Here is a 17,506-nt window from a genome sequence, read left to right as displayed (position 1 = left end):
CCAAGAAGGCCGCAACCAAGAAGGCCGCAACCAAGAAGGCCGCAACCAAGAAGGCCGCAACCAAGAAGGCGACGGCCACGAAGGCGACGGGCAAGAAGGCGACGGGCAGACGGAACGCCGACGCCCTGTCGGAGATCCGCGGTCTCGGGCCCGGCAAGCGCGACGCGCTCCTCGCCCGCTTCGGCTCGGTGGACGGCATCGCTGCCGCCAGCGTCGACGACATCAGCGCCATCCCCGGCATCGGCACGGGCCTGGCCGCGACCATCAAGCAGCAGCTCGGCTGACCTCGCTCCGTACCGACGACGCCCGGCCACGTGCCGGGTGTCGTCCGTTCCGGGCCCTCACGAGCGGGCGAGGGGCCGTCCCGCCCGCGCGACGGCGAGCTCGAGGAGCACCTGTCGTTCCTCATCGTGCGTCGGTCCGCCGGGTCGGTCCTGGAGCGCGGCGAGACGCGCGGCGAGACGCGCGACGGCGGCGTGCACGGCGTCGAACCGCCGCTTGGCAGCTCGATCGGGCAGCGAGCGACGCGTCGTCAGGAGGCGACGCCAGTCCGAGAACGCGATCAGCTCCCCGACCCGCAGCGCGTACCGCGTCGTGAGCGCCGGCACGTGGGTGACGAACCTGCGTGCTTCCCGTCGACGTGCGATGGCCAGTCCGGTCGCTGCCGCTGCGAAGAGCGCCACGACACCGAGCAACAGGATCGGGGCGACGACGGCCCGGTCACGTCGATCGCGACCACGGTCGTGGCGTTCCACGCCGCGTGAAGCGCGATGGCTCCGGTGGCTCCGGTGGCTCCGGTGGCTCCGGTGGCTCGGGCGGCGGACTCACGGCTTCGAGGGATAGCCGCGTGCGACGTCACGCGCGGCCCGCTCGAGCGGGTGGTCCCGGTAGCCGTAGCGGGCCGAGAGCCAGACGTAGGCGGGGAGCAGGAACGGGCCGAGCCGCTCGCTCTGCCGCACGTGCGCGACCTCGTGGCTCAGGAGCGCCGCCGAGGGCTGTCCGTGACGGGCGAGCACCACCTGGCCGATCGTGTTGGCGTCCGCTCCGACCATCGCGAGGGCGGCGCCGGAGGGTCCGCGGACCCCGGCGGCCACGAGACACCCGTGGACGGGATCCCACCGTGGGACGGCGCCGCCGAGCAGCCCGAGGACCACGCCTGCGGTCGTCAGCGGCGAGGCCCAGAGCGCGGCGGCGAACCGGCCGATCACCGTGGTCGGCCGCTGCGGACGCCAGGCGGCGAGCGCGCCGCCGACGCGACCCGGCTCACGGAGGGGATCGACCACGCTGGCGGCGGACGCGGGCGCCAGGTCGCCCCGACGGACCCGTGTCATCTCGGTGCGTTGCCGGACGACCCCGATGAAGCCGGCGGCCAGCGTCGCTGCGGCGGTGACGGTCAGCACCCCGCGCGTGGTGATCACGTCCGCACCCAGATACGGGCCTGACCGAGCGAACCGAGGTCGACCGGCACGGCGTCGCTCGCGGGCATCCGGTGGACGCTGGTGGCCAGCACCTCACGGGCGACCACGTCGTACCACCCACCGGCATCGAGGTCGGCGTCGAGCTCCTCGGGGGTGACCGCGACGACCAGCTCGATGCGGTCGTCGAGCGCGAGCCCGGTCGCCTTGCGCTGGTCGTTGACGGCGCGCACGAGCTCACGGGCGGCGCCCTCGACCTCGAGCTCCCGCGTCAGGGCGGTGTCGAGGGCGAAGGAGGTGCTGCCGTCCGCCGCGACCGCCCAGCCGGTCCGCGGCGTCTCCACCACCTCGACCATCTCACGCGTGACGGTCACGGCATCGCCCCCGACCTCGAGCTGTGCGTCCCCGGTCGTCTCGAGCGAGACCGCGAGCGCACCGGCCGCCTCCGGGCCCAGCACCTGGAGCGCCTTCGCGACCTCGGGGGCGCGCTTCTGGAAGGCCGGTCCGAGCGCCCGGAAGTTCGGCTTGACCGACCGCTCGACGAGGTCGCCGGTGCCGTCCGACAGCTCGATGGCCTTCACGTTGAGCTCATCGGCGACCTCCGACAGCAGCTCGGCGAGAGCCGCGCGTTCGTCGGGTGGCACGGTCACCAGCGCACGCGCCAGCGGCTGGCGCACCTTGACGGCGCTGTCGGTCCGCGCCTGGCGGCCGAGCTCGACCACCCGCCGGGTCGTGGTCATCGCCGCTCGCAACGGCTCGTCGCGCCACTCGGCGGCGGCCACGGGGAAGTCGGCGAGGTGGACCGATGCGGGTGCGTCAGGATCCTGCGACACGACCAGGTCCTGCCACAGCTGATCGGCCAGGAACGGTGTGAACGGTGCGAGGAGCTTCGACAGGGTGACGAGGCAGGTGTGGAGGGTCGCGTAGGCGGCCAGCTTGTCCGGCTGGTCCTCACCCGAGGCCTTCCAGAACCGGCGGCGACCCCGTCGCACGTACCAGTTCGACAGGTCGTCCACGAAGCGCTCGAGCCGGCGCGTGGAGGTGGACACGTCGAACCGCTCCAGCGACGCGTCGACGGTGTCGACCAGGTCGGCGAGCTCAGCGAGCACCCACCGGTCCGACGCCGGCCGGTCCGCGACGTCCGGGACCGCCGGGTCCGACAGATCGATGCCGTCGAGCCGGGCGTAGGTGGTGAAGAAGACGTGGGTGTTCCACAGCGTCAGCAGGAACCGCCGCACGATGTCCTCGAGCAGCTGGTGCCCGACGCGCCGTGACAGCCACGGGCTGCCCTCGGCCATCATCAGCCAGCGCAGCGCGTCCGCGCCGTGGCGCTCGATCAGCTCCCAGGGGTCGATGATGTTGCCCGCGGACTTCGACATCTTGCGCCCGTCCTCGTCCACGATGTGGCCGAGGCACACGCACGCCCGGTACGAGCTGTCACCGAACAGCAGGGTGGATTCCGCCAGCAGCGTGTAGAACCAGCCGCGCGTCTGGTCGATCGCTTCGCAGATGTAGTCGGCGGGGTAGTGGCGCTGGAACTCCTCGACGCCGGTGTGCGGGTAGCCCCACTGGGCGTAGGGCATGGCGCCCGAGTCGAACCACGCGTCGGCGACGTCCGGCACCCGGTGCGCCGTCGCACCGCAGTTCTCGCAGGGCACCGTCACGTCGTCGACGTACGGCCGGTGTGGGTCGAGCTCGCTGTGGTCCGCACCGGTCAGCTCCGAGAGGTGCGCACGTGAGGACACGACCGTGACGTGGTCGCAGTCGTCACACCGCCAGAACGGCAGCGGGGTGCCCCAGTACCGATCGCGGGAGAGCGCCCAGTCGACGTTGTTCTCGAGCCACTTGCCGAAGCGGCCGTCGCGGATGTGTTCGGGGTGCCAGTCGATGGTCGCGTTGTTGGCCAGCAGCTGGTCGCGCACGGCGGTCGTGCGGATGTACCACGAGGGCTTGGCCCAGTAGATGAGCGGCCGCTTGCAGCGCCAACAGAACGGGTAGGTGTGGGTGTAGCTCGCCGCACGCAGCAGCAGGCCGCGCTCGTCGAGGTCGGCCTGGATCGCCTCATCGGCGTCCTTGACGAAGAGGCCCTCCCACGGGCCGGTGGTGAAGCGCGCGTCGGGCCCCACCGGGTTGACGATCGGTAGCCCCTCGCGTCGACCCACGGCCATGTCGTCGGCACCGAAGGCGGGAGCGAGGTGGACGATGCCGGACCCGTCGGTGGTGGTCACGAAGTCGGCCGCGAGCACGAACCGCCAGTCGGCACCGGCGTCCGGGGGCTGGGCCCAGTCGTACGGCGCGCGGTAGTGCAGGCCGATGAGCTGGTCGGCGGTGAGCTCCTCGACCACCTCGGCGTCGTCGCCGAGGACGGTCTCGACCAGGTCTCGGGCGAGGATCAGCTCGTCGTCCGAACCCGCCTCGCGGGCGATGGCGTACACGACTTCCGGCCCGACGGCGCAGGCGGTGTTCGAGGGCAGGGTCCAGGGTGTGGTGGTCCAGACCACCAGGCTCGCGCCGCGTTCGGCGAGCGGACCCTCGGTCACGGGGAAGCGCACGTGGACGGAGGGGTCGTCGGTCTCGGCGTAGCCCTGGGCGACCTCGGCGTCGGACAGCGCGGTCCCGCAGCGGCCGCAGTAGGGGGCGACCCGGAAGTCCTCGAAGATCAGGTCGCGGTCCCACAGCTGCGACAGACCCCACCACAGCGAGTCGACGTACTCGGGGTCCATCGTGCGGTACGCGTCGTCCATGTCGACCCAGAACGCGATGCGTTCGGTGAGCTCCTCGAAGGCGCCGACGTAGCGTCCGACCGATTCGCGGCACCGTTCGTTGAACGCCTCGATGCCGTACGTCTCGATGTCGGTCTTCGAGTCGAGCCCGAGCTCCTTCTCGACCTCGAGCTCGACGGGCAGGCCGTGGCAGTCCCAGCCACCCTTGCGGCGGACCGATGCGCCCTTCATCGTCCGGTACCGCGGGAAGACGTCCTTGAAGACCCGCGCCTCGACGTGGTGGGTGCCGGGTCGGCCGTTGGCGGTCGGCGGGCCCTCGTAGAAGGTCCACACGGGGCCGTCGGCACGCTGCTCGACCGAGGTGGCGAACACATCGAGCTCGGCCCACCGCTCGAGCAGGTGGCGTTCGATAGCCGGCAGATCCGGCCTACCGGTCACCTCGGGCCAGCTGGTCGGCGTCACGGGGGAGTGGTCGCTCATCGCTGCGTGCCTCACGTCGGTGCCGTCCACCCGGGACGGCACGGGGTGCGTGCCGGTGTCCCGAGGGACGACGCCGGTCGGCGCCGCGGTCCCACCCTCGTTGGCGCCGGGCGTGGAGGCCCGTGCACCCGCTCGTCGCTTCCGCCGGGTCGCCCCGGCCGGCCCGCGTGTCGTGCGGGCGCCGTCCCGGTCTCCGCACCCGTGTGGCTCCGCGGGTGGTCTCGACCGGGCCGATCGGAGGTGATGTGCGCACCGCGGTCCACCGCCGGCTCACACCATCCCGGCTCGCTCGTGGTGGACGGGTCGGGTGCGCCGCGTCCTCGTCGGTTCGTTCGCCCAGGTTCGGGCGGTCGCTGCGACCCGGCAGCCTACCGCCGCCCCCGCCTGCCGGCGCAGGAGTCCGGCCGCGCGAGCGCGCCGCTGCTACCTTCCGCCGGCCACGCGCCCGCCTGATCCGGTCGGAAGCTCTCACGATGGCCAGGAAGCTCACCAAGAAGCAGTCGAAGACCCTCGAGCAGGCTCTGGTCGACGAGCGTGCCGAGCTCCTCGACCAGGTCGCCGACCTCCAGGCCGATGCCGGGGTCGACCGCTGGCGTGGGGACGCCTCCGGCGACGATCCGGCCGACCGAGGGACGGCGACCTCCGAGCGGGAGACCGCGGCGACGCTCTCCGACCACGCCCGCCGTCTCATGGGCGAGATCGACGAAGCCCTGCGACGGATCGAGGCCGGGACCTACGGTGTGTGCACCCGGTGCGGCGAGAACATCGGGTTCGATCGACTCGAGGCTGTCCCTGCCGCTGCGCTGTGCTTGGACTGCAAGCGCCGCGACGAGTCGGGACGCTGACCCTCCGTGACCCCTGACCCCGCGGCGATGCCCCCGGCTCGCCACCCCCTCGCCGTACCCGTCGTGACGCTGCTCGCGGCTGCCGGTGTGATCCTCGACCAGGCCACCAAGCTGGTGGCCGAACGCATCCTCGACCCCGGGGTGTTCGTCCCCCTGCTCGGGGACGGGGTCGGGTGGCAACTGATCGGCAACCCCGGTGCCGCCTTCGGGATGCCGGTCCCTGCCCCGCTGTTCCTGGTCGTGACCGCGCTGGTCGTCTTCATCGTCGTCCGCAGCTTGCGCACGACCGCCTCGCTGCTCCAGGCGTCCGCCTACGGGCTCCTGCTCGCCGGCGCCGTCGGCAACCTGATCGATCGCGTGCTGCGCGCCGGCGAGGGGTTCCTGTCGGGCGAGGTCGTCGACTTCGTGGCCTGGGGCAGCTTCCCGCGGTTCAACGTCGCCGACTCGTGGATCACCGTCGGGTTCGCGTTGCTCGTGATCGCGCTGCTGATCGAGGATCGCCGGGTCGCCGCTGCGGAACGCGCAGCCGCCGAGGCCGATGCAGCGTCGGCGTCGACCGCCGATGGCACGGCGGAAGCTCACCGGACCGAGGGAACATGAACGACACCGGCGCGACCGACCACCCCGTCACCTCTGACGACGCTGGCGCCCGGCTCGACGTCGTCCTCGCCCGCCTCCTCGACGAGCCACGCTCGCGGGCCGCGGCTCGCATCGACGCCGGTGCGGTCACCATCGCAGGCGCCGTCGTGCGACGCAGCCACCGCGTGAGCGAGGGCGAGCGGATCGTGGTCGCGGCCGACGAGGTCGGGCCGGTCGTCGATGCGCCACCGTTGCCCCCCGTCCGCTACCGCGACGAGCACCTGGTCGTGCTCGCCAAGCCCCCGGGTCTCGTCGTCCACCCGGGCCCGGGCCACGCCGCCGGGACGCTGGTGGATGCGCTCGCGGCGGCCGGTGTCCCGCTGGCGCCCGCCGGCGGCGAGGGCCGGCCCGGGATCGTGCACCGGCTCGATCGGGACACCTCGGGGTTGCTGGTGGTCGCATCCACCGACGAGGTCCACGCCGCGCTCGTCGAGGCGCTCCGCCGCCGACAGGTCGTGCGCCGCTACCTCGCGCTGGTCGATGGGGTGCCGGCGTCACCCGTCGGGCGGATCGAGGCGCCGATCGGTCGGGATCCCGACCACCGTCGTCGTTTCGCGACGGTGCCCAGCGGCAAGGATGCGGCGACGAGGTACACCACCATCGTTTCCGGGATGATCGGTGAACGACCGGTGTCCCTGCTCGCGTGCCGGCTCGAGTCCGGTCGGACCCACCAGATCCGCGTCCACCTGACGGCGATCGGCCACCCGGTCCTCGGCGATCCGGTCTACGGCTCGCGGCCGACGGTCGCCGCGGCCCTCGGCCTCGAACGTCCGGCCCTCCACGCGGGCCGGCTGGCGTTCGCTCACCCCGTCACCGGCGCGGGCATCGACGTGTCCGAACCGCTGCCGGACGATCTGACCGCCGCGTTGCAGCGAGCGGGGATCGATCCGCCCGACGTCGCGCAGGTCCTGGCCGACCCGGACGAGGGCTGACGGTCAGTCCTCGCGCGCGCCGCGCCGCGACGTGACGGCGTAGGCGATCCGTCCGACGATCAGCAGGGCGACGCCGCCGAACACCGACGGTCGCGGCAGGGACAGGGCGAGCACCACGCAGCCGACGACCCCGAACGCGGCGAGCCACCGCGGCCACCGCAGCTCGTGGTCGGCGAGGCGGAGAGCCGACAGGTTCGCGATCGCGTAGTAGGCCAGGACCGAGAACGAGCTGAAGCCGATGGCGCCGCGGAGGTCGGCCACCAGGACGACCACGGCGACGGTCGCACCGACCGCGAGCTGCGCCACGTGGGGAACACGTCGCTCGGGATGCACGCGGGCCAGCGGTCGGGGCAGGTGACCGTCCCGGGCCATGGCCAGGCTGGTGCGAGCCACACCCGCGAGGAGCGACAGCAGGACCCCGGCAGCGGCAGCGGCAGCGCCCACCCGGACCACGCCGGCGAGCTCCGGCAGCCGGCCCGCGGCGACCGCCACGGCGAGCGGCGCGTCGGCAGCGGCAAGAACGTCGGCGCCGACCGCGCTGACGGCGGCGACCGTCACCAGCACGTACGTCAGCAGCGCGGCCCCGAGCGCGAGCGGCACGGCCCGGGGGATGGTCGTGGCGGGGTCACGCACCTCCTCGCCGAGGGTGGCGATCCGTGCGTACCCGGCGAAGGCGAAGAACAGCAGCCCCGCCGCCTCCAGCACGTTGCCCGGCGTCGGAGCGGGTCCCTCGGTCAGCCGGCCGAGATCGGCGCTTGGCGCGGTGCCCGACGCCACGACGACGACCAGCAGGCTCAGGAGCACGATGGCGAGGCCGACCCGCATCGCGGTCGCGGTGCGCTGCACCCCGCGCGCATCGAGCAGGGTCAGGGCCACGACGGCGGCGAGGGCGAGCGGACGCGCGATAGACGGCGCGACGTAGGCGCCGAAGGTCAGCGCCATCGCGGCGCAGCTGGCGGTCTTGCCGACCACGAACCCCCAGCCGGCGAGGTGCCCCCAGGCCGGGCCGAGGCGCTCCCGTCCGTAGACGTAGGTGCCCCCTGCGGCCGGGTGGACCGCCGCCAGCTCGGCCGACGACGTCGCGTTCGCGTACGCGACGGAACCCGCCACGAGCAGGCCGAGCAGCAGCGCCGGCGCACCACCGACGGCGGCGGCGCCGACGGCAGCGAAGACGCCGGCGCCCACCATCGCACCGAGCCCGACGACGACGGCATCGCCGACACCGAACGCGCGTCGAAGCTCCGGTTCGCTCACGGTCCGCCCGTCGTCGGTCGGTCAGGTCGCCGAACCGCGCCGGCGTGGTCCACCTCGCCGTCTCGATGCCTCGGCGGGACCGGGGTGGAGCAGGCACGAGGCTAGCATCCGCTCCGCCGAGTCCCGCCGTCCGAGGAGCACCCGCGTGCGCACGTCTGACGTCGTGCGCCCGTGGTGGGCGCGGCTGTCCTCGTGGGAGGACGAGCACCTGCCGGGCCCCGTCCGGAAGCTGGTCGCGCACCCGACCGCCGTGGCCTTGCTGGCCGCGGTCGTGGTCGTGGCGGCCGCCTCCGTGCACCTGACCCGCTACCCGACCGAGCCGGTCGCATCGACGGACGGGGAGGTCGTCGCGGTCGACCAGGTCGACCAGATCGGGCCGTCGGTCGGCGCCGATCTCGACGCGTACATCGACGAACGGCACGAGGTGCTGGCGTCGCTGCCCGAGGAACCGACCCGGGCGGTGGTGTCCTTCGAGGGTCTCGTCGGGGTAGATGACCTGGCCCTCGTCGGCGAGGTCACCATCGAACGCCTGCAGCTGTGGGTGCCCGGCCTGCTCGAACCGGTCGAGGTCGCCGCGGGTGCCGACGCTCCGGAGCAGGCGCGCGAGCTGATCGCGGACTCGCGTGAGGACGTCGACGCCGAGCTGGCCGAGCTGGAAGGTCTGCTCGAGGAGGACCTCGGCGATCCGGCGTTCGAGCAGGACTACGTCGACCGCCTGGCGGAGCTCGAGCAGGCCCGCGACCTCGCCGACGAGGGCGCCGTCGTCTTCGCAGCGATCGTCGTGGCACCGACCTCGTTCCTGCAGATGTTGGTCGACGACCCCGCCGTGCGGGCGGTCGACCCCGGCGGAGCGGCGAACGCGACCAGCCGCAGCCGTTTCCGGGGCATCCTGCCGACCGATCGGCAGCGTGCGTCGGTCGGGTTCGCGATGTGACCCGCCGGGCACCCGGCGCCGCTCCCCGCCCGTGGGCGCCCGCCCGTCACCCACCTCCTCGCAGCCTCGGCGGTGGCTGCTAGCCTCCCGAACCACAGGCGTGTGGTTCTTCCCCGGCACACGCCTCGAGGTCGCCCCGGTCGGCGGCCGACGCGGTTCCGGTGCTCTCGCGCCCCCGCTCGGCGCCCCGGGAGCACCGACGTCGCGGTCCGCCGTGGCGATGACGATGGCGAACGCGTGCGCCCCGGAGCGGGGCGCCAGGGGAGGCCCGGATGAACGGTAGCAACGACGGTTTCGTCCACCTGCACGTCCACACCGAGTACTCGATGCTGGACGGGGCCTCCCGGATCGACGATCTCGTCGAGCACGTCGCCCGTGACGGACAACCCGGCGTCGCGATCACCGATCACGGCAACCTCTTCGGCCTCGTCGAGTTCCACAACGCCGGTCGCAAGGCGGGGATCAACCCGATCCTCGGTTCCGAGCTGTACCAGGCCATCGGCTCCCGTCGCGACCAGCAGCTCGGTGGTTCCACCGGCAAGGACCGCTACTACCACCTGACGGTCCTGGCCCAGAACGATGCGGGGTACCGCAACCTGATCGGTCTCTCCACCCGGGCCTACCTCGAGAGCTACTGGTACAAGCCGCGGGTCGACCTCGAGCTGCTCGAGGAGCACGCCGACGGGCTCGTGGTCCTCTCTGGCTGCCTCGGTTCCGAGGTCAACCAGAACCTGCTGAAGGGCGACGAGGCGGCGGCGAAGCGGACGCTGTCGGACTTCAAGGACGTCTTCGGTCCCGAGCGTTACTTCGTCGAACTGCAGGACCACGGCATCCCCGAACAGCGCACGACCTGGCCGCAGCTCGAGAAGCTCGCGGCCGAGTTGGGCCTGCGGACCGTCATCACCAACGACTCGCACTACACCGAGGCCTCGGACGCCGAAGCCCACGACGTCCTGCTGTGCATCCAGACCGGCGCGAAGATCTCCGACGCCGATCGGTTCAAGTTCTCCGGCAACGACTTCTACGTGAAGACCGCCCGCGAGATGCGCGAACAGTTCCGTGACTTCGGTCCGGCGCTCGACGCGACGCTCGACATCGCGCAGATGTGTGACGTCGAGATCGAGTTCGACCTCGACCTGCTGCCCGCCTTCCCCTGCCCCGACGGGATGACCGAGGCCGAGTTCCTGCGCCACAAGGTCCTCGAGGGCGCGCGCAGGCTCTACGGCACCCCGATCCCCGACGCCGTGCAGGAGCGCATCGACTACGAGCTGCGCGTCGTCGGCGACATGGGCTTCCCCGCCTACTTCCTCATCGTCGCCGACCTCTGCGAGCACGCCAGGTCGGTCGGCATCCGGGTCGGACCAGGCCGTGGATCCGCCGGTGGATCCGTCGTCGCCTACTGCACCGACATCACCCGGGTCGACCCCATCAAGCACGGGCTGATCTTCGAGCGGTTCCTGAACCCCGCCCGCATCCAGATGCCGGACATCGACATCGATTTCGACGACCGTCGGCGCGGCGAGATGATCCGCTACGCCGCCGACCGCTACGGGGCCGATCACGTCGCCCAGGTCATCACCTTCGGGACCATCAAGGCCAAGTCCGCGATCCGCGATGCTGCCCGCGTGCTCGACGAACCGTTCTCGGTCGGGGACACGCTCGCCAAGATGATGCCGCCGCCGGCGCAGGGCAAGGAGTTCCCCCTCGCCAAGGCCTACGAGATGTCGACCGAGCTGCGGGCTGCCCGTGAGGACCCCGGCTACGCCAAGGTGCTCGAGACCGCCGAGAAGCTCGAGGGCCTCAAGCGCCAGCACGGCATCCACGCCGCCGCCGTCATCATCGGTGCTCGGCCGCTGACCGAGACTCTCCCGCTGCTGCGCACCGAGGACGGCTCGGTGGTCACCCAGTGGGAGATGAACGCCGCCGAGGCGTTGGGCCTGCTGAAGATGGACTTCCTGGGCCTGCGCAACCTCACCGTCCTCTCCGATGCCGAACGCCACGTGCGCGACAACCGTGGGGTCAGCGTCGACCTCGACGATCCGATCTTCCTCGGCGACATGGACGACCCGACCACCTACGAGATGCTCGGTACGGGCTACACGCTCGGGGTCTTCCAGCTCGACTCGACCGGGATGCAGGCGCTCGTCCGCAAGCTCAAGCCGACCCGGTTCGAGGACATCTCGGCGCTGCTGGCCCTCTACCGCCCGGGTCCGCTGTCGATGAACATGCACGTGGCCTACGCCGACCGCAAGAACGGCCACGAGGCGGTCACCTACGACCACGCTGATCTGGAGGCGGTGCTCGGCGACACCTACGGCGTGATCGTCTACCAAGAGCAGATCATGAAGATCGCCACCGACATGGCGGGCTTCACCATGTCGGACGCCGATGGCCTGCGGAAGGCGGTCGGGAAGAAGAAGCGCGACCTGATGGAGTCCTTCAAGGACCAGTTCATCGCCGGTGGCGTCGACCGCGGGTACGAGAGATCGCTCATGACCCAGCAGTGGGACATGATCGAGAAGTTCGCCGAGTACGGCTTCAACAAGTCGCACACGGTCGCCTACGGCGTGGTCAGCTACCAGACCGCCTACCTGAAGGCCCACTACCCGACCGAGTACATGGCGGCGCTGCTCACCTCGGTCAAGAACCACAAGGACAACAAGCCGCTCTACCTCAACGAGTGTCGCCGCCTCGGCATCCCCGTCCTGCCGCCCGACGTGAACGAGTCCGACGCCGACTTCACCCCCCGCGGCGACGAGATCCTGTTCGGCCTGTCGGCCGTCCGCGGCGTCGGCGAGGGCATCGTGGAACAGATCGTGGCCGCCCGGCGCCAGCACGGTCGCTTCACCGACTTCCGTGACTTCTGCGCCAAGGTCGACGGTGGCGTGCTCAACAAACGCACGCTCGAGAACCTCGTCCTCGCCGGCGCGTTCCGCTCGCTCGGCCACACCCGCAGGGGCCTCTTCGGTGCCTACGAACCGCTCGTCGACGCGGCCCTGACCCGCAAGAAGGCCGAAGCGGCGGGCCAGTTCTCGCTGTTCGACGGTCTCGCGGGTGACGACGGTCAGGACGACGGCGGCCTCGACGTCGACGACGGGCCGGTGATCACCGACGAGGAGTACGACAAGGCCGATCTGCTCCGCCACGAGCGGGAGATGCTCGGCCTCTACGTCTCGGATCACCCGCTGTTCGGCACCGAACGCGTCCTCGAGCGGGTCACCGACGCGACCTGCCTGAGCCTGCGCGAGAAGGACGACGGCGCGTCGATCACCGTCGGCGGCGTCCTCACCGGCCTGCAGAAGAAGTTCACCAAGAAGGGTGACACCTACCTCGTCGCCACCCTCGAGGACCTGTCCGGCAACGTCGAGGTCACCTTCTGGCCCCAGACCTACCGCGCTGCCCACGAGGTGCTCGTCGAGGACTCGGTCCTGATCATCACCGGCAAGGTCGAGAAGCGCGACGAGGCGGTCAAGGTCCTCGCGAACCGTGTCTCCGCCCCCGACCTGTCCGAAGCGCTCGGCTCACCGATCGTCGTCACCTTCGCCGCCGAGCAGTGCACCGCGGACGCCATCCGCCGGCTCAAGGGTGTCCTGGCCGAGCACACGGGCGTCGTCCCGGTCCACCTGCGGCTGCGTGACCCGGACGGTTCCGTCCGGCTGTTCAAGCTCGGCGACGACCTCCGTGTCGAACGTCGCCCCGGCCTGTTCGGTCAGATCAAGGAGAACTTCGGTCCGGACGCCATCGACGACGAGGTGGGGGGCCGCACCTTCGGCGAGGACCGCGACGAACCGGCCTGGAAGCGCAAGCGCGAACCCGCGATGACCTGAGCCCGTGGGGGGCGTTCGTGACGGAACCTGGGCCGCAGCCCAGGGAGTTGCGTGGGGGTCGGTGCACGCGGCCGTGGATGTGCAACGACCTGGGCCGCAGCCCAGGGAGTTGCGTGGGGTCGGTGGTTGGTTCGCCCGAGCTGCTCGTAGGCTCGTCACCCCGCACCGAGGAGCTCCCGTGGTCGTCCGGTCCGTCCTGCTCTACCTCGCCGCTGGTCTGGCCGAGCTCGGGGGAGCGTGGCTGGTCTGGCAGGGGGTGCGGGAGCGCGGTTCGATCGGGCTCGCGCTGCTCGGGGGTCTCGTGCTGTTCGGGTACGGCGCGCTCATCGCGCTGCAGCCGGCCGCGGACTTCGGTCGGATCATGGCGGCCTACGGCGGGCTGTTCATCGTCGCCGCTCTGGTGTGGGGTCGGGTGGTGGACGGGTTCCAGCCGGACCGGTTCGACCTGCTCGGCGCCGCCATCTGTCTGGTCGGCGGTGCCGTGATCATCTACGCCCCGCGCGCTGCGGGAGCCTGACGCTTCGACCGATCGACCGCGGCGCTCAGCGGCGGTGGTGCGCCGTCACCCACGTCGCGTCGAGGACCTCGCCGAACTCCAGGCCGACCTCGGCGAGCACCACGTCGAGCGCGTCATCGTCGAGCAGTTCGGCCTCGAAGGTCTGCGCCCAGGAAGCCGCCGTGAACGCCATCGTTGAGGTCGCCCGGATCTGGCTCCCGCGACGCTCGTGGACCTCGAGGGTGATCGTCAGTGGTCCACGGTCCGTGGCCACCACCTGGCGGCGTGTACCCACCTCGTAGACGCCGGGGGCCGGATCGTGCCGTTGCAGGTACGCGGTCCCGCCCGCATCGAGGTGGGACACGATCGCGGCGAGGAACGCCCGGCGCAGGTGGCGGTCCGCGACGTTCACGAGCCGGCTGGCGAGCACGACCGCGCCGAACCGTCGGCTGAGGTCCAGCGAACGGAGGTCGGCCTCCACGGCGGTCACCTCGTCCGACAGGTGCGCGAGCATCGCCAGCGACTCGTCCACCCCCCAGACATCCCGCCCGGGTCGTGCGAGGACGTTCACGAGCCGGCCGACCCCACACCCGAGGTCCAGCACGGACGCCTGCGGATCGAGGTGGTCGAGCACGGCGGTGAACGCCGGCTCGGCGGGGAGCGTGAGGTAGACGGCCACGGGGGAGCCGTCCGGTGCGACCTCCTGGTCGTGCACAGCGGTCCCGTCGCTCGTGGAGCGCGAGCCTGTCACACGCCTCGGAGCGGTGGAGCGGACGGTCGCAGCGGTACGCTCGGGGCCCGAACGCGGCACGTCGACGGTTCCGTACGGGATGCCGTCCGCACACGCTCGCCGCCCTCCACCGACCGCCGGGGGACCACCCGTGGCCCGTCTGACCGTCCTCGACCTGCGAGGCGACCGCTCCGACCCGCGCGACCGCATCCCGCGGCCGCGGGACCAGGTCGCGGCCGCGACCGATGTGGTCCGGGACATCCTCGCTGCCGTTCGGGAACGCGGTGACGACGAGGTGCGCGCCCTCACCTCCCGCTTCGACCGGGTCGAGCTCGACGACCTCCGGGTCCCGCAGGCGGCGCTCGATGCGGCGCTCGAGGACCTCGACCCGGACCTGCGCGCCGCGATCGACCGCGCGGTGGACCAGGTGCGGTGGTTCCACGAGAAGGCGGCTCCCACCGACTGGGAGGAGACCCGCGACGGGGTGCGGATGGGGCAGTGGCACCGTCCCATCCAGCGCGTCGGTGTGTACATCCCGGGGGGCAAGGCCGCCTACCCGTCGACGGTGATCATGACGGTCGTCCCCGCGCAGGTCGCGGGGGTCGGCGAGGTGGTGCTGTGCGTGCCGCCGACGGGTGACGGCGGCGTGCCGGACCGGACCGTGCTGGCCACGGCCTCGCTGCTCGGCGTCGGCCACGTGTTCTCGATCGGCGGCGCGCAGGCCATCGCCGCCATGGCCTACGGCACCGACAGCGTCCCGGCGTGCGACAAGATCGTCGGTCCCGGCAACGTCTACGTGGCGCTCGCCAAGGCGCAGGTCCAAGCCGAAGGCGTCTGCGGGATCGACTCGATCGCCGGTCCGACCGAGATCGCCATCGTCGCCGACCGCACCGCGGATCCGAGGGTCGTCGCTGCCGACCTGGTCTCGCAGGCCGAGCACGACGAGCTCGCCAGCGCGATCCTCATCACGGCCGACGAGGACCTCGTCGCTCCCGTCGAGGCCGCGCTCGAGGACGAGGTGGCGGCCACCAAGCACCGCCAGCGCATCGAGGCGTCGTTGGCCGGGCAGGGCACCGTCGTGCTCGTCGACGACATCGACCACGCGGTGCAGGTCGCCGAGGCGTACGCGGCCGAGCACCTCGAGGTGCAGACCGTCGATGCCGCGGCCGTCGCCGAACGCATCCGGTACGCCGGGACGACCTTCATCGGCCACGACACGCCGGTCAGCCTCGGTGACTACGCCGCGGGCCCGAACCACACCCTGCCGGTGCTCGGCACCGCGCGGTTCACCGGTGGGCTCACGACCGCCAGCTACCTCGTGCCGGTCAACTACGTCGAGGTGACCCGGGACGCGCTCGCGGACCTCGCGCCATCGGTCCGCCAGCTCGCCGCCGCCGAGGATCTGCCGGCGCACGCACGCGCGGTCGATGTGCGTCTCGAGGGCGACGCGTGAGCGACGCATCTCCAGAGCGGGTGCCGCTGCGGGCCGATCTCGCCGACGTGACGCCCTACGGCGCGCCGCAGCTCGACGTACCCGTCCGCCTCAACACCAACGAGACCGCGGACCCACCACCGCCGGGCTACCTCGCTGAGGTGGGCCACCGCATCCAGGACCTCGAGCTCAACCGGTACCCGGACCGGCCCCACACGGCGCTGCGCGAGGCGCTCGGCGCGCCGTTCGGGCTCGGGTCCGACCAGGTGTGGGCGGCCAACGGGTCCAACGAGGTGCTGCTGCAGCTGCTCCAGGCGTACGGCGGCCCCGACCGTCGGCTGGTCACCTTCCGCCCCCCGTACTCGATGTACCCCGAGCTGGCGCGCACGACCCTCACCCCCGTCACCGAGGTCGACCTCGACGCCGACTTCTCCCTCACGGTGGACGTCGCAGCCGACGCCGTCGCCACGCACGACCCGGACGTGGTGTTCGTCGCGTCACCGAACAACCCGGTCGGCACGCTGGTCGGGCACGACGCGATCCGTGCCCTGCACGACCGCTCGCGCGCGCTGATCGTCGTCGACGAGGCGTACGTCGAGTTCGCTCCGGATGGCGCGTCGGCGATCGGCCTGCTCGAGGAGCTGCCGCGGCTGGTCGTGTCGCGCACGTTCTCCAAGGCCTACCGCCTGGCGGGTCTGCGACTCGGCTACCTCCTCGCGCGGTCCTGGGTCGTCGACGACGTGCAGACCGTCCGGCTCCCGTACCACCTCGACGCGATCAAACAGGTGGCTGCGCTGGTCGCGCTCGAACAGACCCCGGCGTTCCTCGAGCACCGCGAACGCACGGCTGCCGAACGCGACCGCGTCCACGCGACGCTCGCGGCGCGAGCCGACGTCGAGGTGTGGCCGTCCGCCGCGAACTTCCTGCTGTTCCGCACCGACGTCCGCGACCTGTTCGACCGGCTGCTCGAGCGCGGCGTTCTCGTCCGCGACTTCTCGCGTCAGCCGCGGCTGACGGGTTGCCTCCGGGCCACGGTCGGGACCCCGGCCGAGAACGACGCGTTCCTGACCGCTCTGACCGAGATCCTCGACGACGTTGCGGATCCCACGGCGATCCCCTCAACGTCCCCCACCACCGCACCCACCGGAGCAACCCGATGAGCCGCACCGGCAGCGTCGTCCGTGACACCAAGGAGACCGCGATCCGCGTCGAGGTCGACCTCGACGGCAGCGGGAAGGTCGACGTGTCGACCGGTGTCCCGTTCTTCGACCACATGCTCGACCAGCTCGGGCGGCACGGCCGCCTCGACCTGACCGTGCACGCCGACGGCGACCTGCAGATCGACGAGCACCACACCGTCGAGGACGTCGGCATCGCGCTCGGCCAGGCGCTCGCCGAGGCGTGGGGCGACCGCGCTGGCGTCGAGCGGTTCGGCGACGCTCAGGTCCCCATCGATGAGGCGCTCACCCGGGTGGCGATCGACCTGTCGGGCCGCCCGTACCTGGTGTGGGACGTCGACGCACCCGTGGAGCTGATCGGCACGTTCGAGACCAGCCTCCTCAAGCACTTCTGGGAGTCGGTGGTCGCCAACGCTCGCATCACCCTCCACGTGCACAACGTCTCCGGTGACAACACCCACCACGTGTTCGAGTCGGTGTTCAAGGCGTGTGCCGTCGCGCTGCGTCGTGCCGTCGCGACCACCGGTGGTGGCGGCGTGCCGTCCACCAAGGGCGTCCTGCAGTGAGCTCCGATGCGGCGCGCCGGCACCGCATCGCCGGCGGCGCGGAGCGAAGCGAGCA

At 71.8% G+C, this 17,506-nt stretch carries 15 protein-coding genes; 10 read left to right on the top strand and 5 right to left on the bottom strand.

Annotated features, from left to right (window positions below):
* Positions 1-284, top strand: a 284-nt coding sequence (locus WEB03_RS04775; protein ID WP_368069812.1) for a helix-hairpin-helix domain-containing protein, incomplete at its 5' end; no start/stop codon positions are given.
* Between the two features lie 57 nt (positions 285-341).
* Here the strand turns inward: WEB03_RS04775 and WEB03_RS04770 are convergent.
* From WEB03_RS04770 to ileS, 3 genes are all read right to left on the bottom strand, one after another.
* Positions 342-755 (bottom strand): hypothetical protein, encoded by a 414-nt coding sequence (locus WEB03_RS04770; protein WP_368068979.1) that lies wholly within the window; start codon positions 753-755, stop codon positions 342-344.
* 69 nt (positions 756-824) lie between these two features.
* The gene (locus WEB03_RS04765) at positions 825-1,418 is read right to left on the bottom strand and encodes a hypothetical protein (RefSeq protein WP_368068978.1); all 594 of its coding nucleotides are present in this window, start codon (positions 1,416-1,418) and stop codon (positions 825-827) included.
* On the bottom strand, positions 1,415-4,618 hold the full coding sequence (gene ileS, locus WEB03_RS04760) for an isoleucine--tRNA ligase (protein ID WP_368068977.1): 3,204 nt from the start codon (positions 4,616-4,618) through the stop codon (positions 1,415-1,417). Before ileS ends, WEB03_RS04765 begins: the two co-directional genes overlap by 4 nt.
* A gap of 473 nt (positions 4,619-5,091) precedes the next feature.
* Here ileS and WEB03_RS04755 point away from each other — a divergent pair, with 473 nt between their 5' ends.
* From WEB03_RS04755 to WEB03_RS04745, 3 genes are read left to right on the top strand one after another with little or no spacing between them, the layout of a single operon-like run.
* Entirely contained in the window at positions 5,092-5,463 is a 372-nt protein-coding gene (locus WEB03_RS04755; protein ID WP_368068976.1) for a TraR/DksA family transcriptional regulator, read from the top strand.
* Positions 5,464-5,469: 6 nt separating this feature from the next.
* Positions 5,470-6,063 (top strand): signal peptidase II, encoded by a 594-nt coding sequence (gene lspA, locus WEB03_RS04750; RefSeq protein ID WP_368068975.1) that lies wholly within the window; start codon positions 5,470-5,472, stop codon positions 6,061-6,063.
* Positions 6,060-7,034, top strand: a complete 975-nt coding sequence (locus WEB03_RS04745) for an RluA family pseudouridine synthase (RefSeq protein WP_368068974.1) — start codon at positions 6,060-6,062, stop codon at positions 7,032-7,034. The genes lspA and WEB03_RS04745 overlap by 4 nt, the downstream gene beginning before the upstream one ends.
* 3 nt (positions 7,035-7,037) lie before the next feature.
* Here WEB03_RS04745 and WEB03_RS04740 read toward each other — a convergent pair whose 3' ends face one another.
* The gene (locus WEB03_RS04740; protein WP_368068973.1) at positions 7,038-8,288 is read right to left on the bottom strand and encodes an APC family permease; all 1,251 of its coding nucleotides are present in this window, start codon (positions 8,286-8,288) and stop codon (positions 7,038-7,040) included.
* Between the two features lie 145 nt (positions 8,289-8,433).
* Here WEB03_RS04740 and WEB03_RS04735 point away from each other — a divergent pair, with 145 nt between their 5' ends.
* The 3 genes from WEB03_RS04735 (at position 8,434) to WEB03_RS04725 (ending at position 13,566) form a co-directional block, all read left to right on the top strand.
* A complete protein-coding gene (locus tag WEB03_RS04735; RefSeq protein WP_368068972.1) occupies positions 8,434-9,222 on the top strand; it encodes a hypothetical protein in 789 nt (262 codons plus the stop codon).
* A 272-nt stretch (positions 9,223-9,494) separates the two neighbouring features.
* Positions 9,495-13,049: a DNA polymerase III subunit alpha gene (dnaE, locus tag WEB03_RS04730; protein WP_368068971.1), complete on the top strand. Its 3,555-nt coding sequence runs from the start codon at positions 9,495-9,497 to the stop codon at positions 13,047-13,049.
* A 178-nt stretch (positions 13,050-13,227) separates the two neighbouring features.
* Positions 13,228-13,566: a YnfA family protein gene (locus tag WEB03_RS04725; protein ID WP_368068970.1), complete on the top strand. Its 339-nt coding sequence runs from the start codon at positions 13,228-13,230 to the stop codon at positions 13,564-13,566.
* A gap of 25 nt (positions 13,567-13,591) precedes the next feature.
* On the opposite strand, the gene WEB03_RS04720 is transcribed toward WEB03_RS04725, so the two are convergent.
* Positions 13,592-14,260, bottom strand: a complete 669-nt coding sequence (locus WEB03_RS04720) for a trans-aconitate 2-methyltransferase (protein ID WP_368068969.1) — start codon at positions 14,258-14,260, stop codon at positions 13,592-13,594.
* Between the two features lie 166 nt (positions 14,261-14,426).
* Here WEB03_RS04720 and hisD point away from each other — a divergent pair, with 166 nt between their 5' ends.
* From hisD to hisB, 3 genes are read left to right on the top strand one after another with little or no spacing between them, the layout of a single operon-like run.
* On the top strand, positions 14,427-15,728 hold the full coding sequence (gene hisD / locus WEB03_RS04715; RefSeq protein ID WP_368068968.1) for a histidinol dehydrogenase: 1,302 nt from the start codon (positions 14,427-14,429) through the stop codon (positions 15,726-15,728).
* Positions 15,725-16,867: a histidinol-phosphate transaminase gene (hisC, locus tag WEB03_RS04710; RefSeq protein WP_368068967.1), complete on the top strand. Its 1,143-nt coding sequence runs from the start codon at positions 15,725-15,727 to the stop codon at positions 16,865-16,867. Before hisD ends, hisC begins: the two co-directional genes overlap by 4 nt.
* A complete protein-coding gene (hisB, locus tag WEB03_RS04705) occupies positions 16,864-17,451 on the top strand; it encodes an imidazoleglycerol-phosphate dehydratase HisB (protein WP_368068966.1) in 588 nt (195 codons plus the stop codon). Before hisC ends, hisB begins: the two co-directional genes overlap by 4 nt.
* Positions 17,452-17,506 lie beyond the last annotated feature (55 nt).

This window comes from Nitriliruptor sp., assembly GCF_040882075.1.
GTDB lineage: Bacteria > Actinomycetota > Nitriliruptoria > Nitriliruptorales > Nitriliruptoraceae > Nitriliruptor.
The sequence above is the reverse complement of the archived record's forward strand: the minus strand, read 5'-3'. Positions and strand labels throughout refer to the sequence as shown.